The sequence below is a fragment of the Dactylosporangium cerinum genome (assembly GCF_042653625.1).
Taxonomy (GTDB): Bacteria; Actinomycetota; Actinomycetes; order Mycobacteriales; family Micromonosporaceae; genus Dactylosporangium; species Dactylosporangium cerinum.
This window is the reverse complement of record NZ_JBHSIU010000025.1, coordinates 1-2,213: the sequence shown is the minus strand read 5'-3', so window position 1 is coordinate 2,213 and position 2,213 is coordinate 1. Positions and strand designations below refer to the sequence as shown.

The following is a 2,213-nucleotide window of genomic DNA, read 5'->3' as shown; positions in this document are numbered from 1 at the left end:
ACGACTACCTGCACGAAGGTGTCGACGTCCTCGCCGCGCGCTCACCCGGCCTGCACGGCGCGCTCCTGGCGGCCAAGGCCGCCGGCTACAGCCACGTCGCGATCGACGGCACCCTGATCGAGACGGACCGGTGCCGCACCCCCGGCCCGACCCCCGGCGTGGACCTGTGGTGGTCCGGCAAACACGCCCAGCACGGCGGCAACATCCAGGTCATCACAGCCCCGGACGGCTGGCCGATCTGGACCTCCGATGTGCGACCCGGCCGGGAACACGACACCACCGCCGTGCGCGCCCACGCCGAGATCCTGCCCGCCCTCACCACAACCGCCGCCGACCTGCGCACCCTCGGCGACCTCGGCTACGAAGGCGAAGCTGGCACCATCACCGTAGCGTTCAAGAAACCCAAAGACGGCCGGTTCACCCTGCACCAGCAGCAGCTCAACCACGCCCACAACGCCGTACGCGCCATCGCCGAACGCGGCAACGCCCTGCTCAAAGGCACGTTCAAAGCACTCCGCAACGTCAGCCTGTGCCCCTGGCAGATCGGCAGGATCGTCGCCGCCGCCCTCGTCCTGCTGCACTTCGACCACGCCCGAACAACATGACCATCAGTGATCAACACCTTGCGCGGAATGGCTCACGGTCTTAACCCACGGGGATGGGTCCGACCAGCCTGTCGATTCTCGAGAGCAGGCGGTCGTTGTTCAACGTCCCGACGTCCTTGAGCTCACCGGCGCTGTCGATCATGACGTAGATCCCCGCTCCCGTGGTCATGAACCGCTTCGCCACCGCGCCGTCGGCGCCGGACAGGTGCGTCACCTTGTCGAGCTCCCATTTGTCGATGAACTGGCGCTGCGCGGCGGCATCTCCGTCGACCGCGATGCCGACGACGTTGATCTTGCCTGCGTAGCCCGTCGCGACCCTCCTGACGCCCACGGCCTGCTCGGCGCAGGTCATGCTGGACGGCGACCAGAACCACAGCAGGGCGGCCTTTCCGGCGAGGCCGGCACCGGCGAAGTCGGCGCCGGCCAGGGTTTTCGCCGTGAATTGCAGCACGAGCGGCCCGCTCGGGCTGCTGGCGACCGCGGACGGCGAGGCTGACGGTGAGGTGGAAGGGGAGGAAGCGGAGGTCGAGGACGGGGCCGCGACCGGATCTGATGATCCGGTGCAGGCAGCATCGCCGGCGAGAGCAACGACGAGGGGCAGAATGAGACGAAGACGGCGCACGGCGAAACCATACTGATCTTCGTCGGACCACGCTGCCCCGAGGCGATCATGGCACGAGGAGCGCCCCGCCGGCCTTGACGCGGCGCACGACCGGCGCGGTCTCGACCGACGTCACCCCGTCCAGGGCACCGATGTCAGCGGCGATGTACTCGTAGAGGTCGCCCAGGTCACGGCAGATCACCGCGGCCGCGACATTGGCCGGGCCGGTGGTCGCCGCGGCGTACGCGATCTGCGAATGGCCGAAGAGCGCCCGGGTGGTGGCGGTCAGTGCGGCCGGGGCCACGGTCAGCCACATCATCGCCTCCGCGTGGTAGCCGAGCAGCGCCGGCTCGATCTCCACATCGAAATACAGCACACCGCCCCGGCACAGGTCCTCGAGGCGCCGCCGGACCGTGGTCTCCGACCAGCCGGTCGCCGCCGCCAGCCCGGCCAGTGGAGCGCGGCCGTCCCTCGCGAGCTCGGCGAGCAGCGCATTGTCCTCCCGCGTCGGTGGCTGCCGGCTCCGTCGGCGGCAGCACCGCTGTATTCGAGGCTGCTGACCGACGCCACGGCGCTCGGTGCGCTGCCCGCTGCGTCGCCGTGGGAATGCTGGCGCCCCGGCCGCGCCGAAGGCCACCTGATCGGCGGCGTGATCAACCGCATCGCCCTGGTGCAGGCGACGCCGTTCGCTGTGCCGCTCGACCGGTACGACGGCGCCGTGCTGTTCTGGGAAGAGTTAGGCGGCGAGGCGTCCTACGTGTGGACCTACCTCCAGGTGCTACGCCACGCCGGCATCCTCGACCGCATCTCCGGCATGGTCGTGGGCGTTCCACGCGACATTGCCGGCCTCGACGCGTCCCCGACCTTGGCCGACATCGTCCTCGACGCCCTCGGCAACCCGCGACGTCCCGGTCCTCGGCAACGTCGACATCGGCCACGCCGGCCCGCGCCGTGCAGGCCGGGTGAGCGCGCGGCGAGGACGTCGACACCTTCGTGCAGGTAGTCGT

The 2,213-nt window shown here is 70.0% G+C and carries 4 protein-coding genes and 1 pseudogene; 2 read left to right on the top strand and 3 right to left on the bottom strand.

The features are described from left to right. A partial coding sequence (locus tag ACFPIJ_RS22170) for a transposase family protein (protein ID WP_380117080.1) occupies positions 1 to 605 on the top strand: 605 nt, incomplete at its 5' end. 40 nt (positions 606 to 645) lie between these two features. Here the strand turns inward: ACFPIJ_RS22170 and ACFPIJ_RS22165 are convergent. From ACFPIJ_RS22165 to ACFPIJ_RS22155, 3 genes and pseudogenes are all read right to left on the bottom strand, one after another. Beyond that, positions 646 to 1,056, bottom strand: a complete 411-nt coding sequence (locus ACFPIJ_RS22165) for a TlpA family protein disulfide reductase (protein WP_380117079.1) — start codon at positions 1,054 to 1,056, stop codon at positions 646 to 648. Between the two features lie 217 nt (positions 1,057 to 1,273). Further along, complete coding sequence (locus tag ACFPIJ_RS22160) at positions 1,274 to 1,567, bottom strand: Lrp/AsnC family transcriptional regulator (protein ID WP_380117082.1); 294 nt, start codon at positions 1,565 to 1,567, stop codon at positions 1,274 to 1,276. A 69-nt stretch (positions 1,568 to 1,636) separates the two neighbouring features. Further along, a pseudogene (locus tag ACFPIJ_RS22155) lies at positions 1,637 to 1,843 on the bottom strand (hypothetical protein); the annotation flags it as partial. Here ACFPIJ_RS22155 and ACFPIJ_RS22150 point away from each other — a divergent pair. Next, entirely contained in the window at positions 1,748 to 2,209 is a 462-nt protein-coding gene (locus tag ACFPIJ_RS22150) for a S66 peptidase family protein (RefSeq protein WP_380117081.1), read from the top strand. The pseudogene ACFPIJ_RS22155 and the gene ACFPIJ_RS22150 sit on opposite strands and share 96 nt — an antisense overlap. Positions 2,210 to 2,213 lie beyond the last annotated feature (4 nt).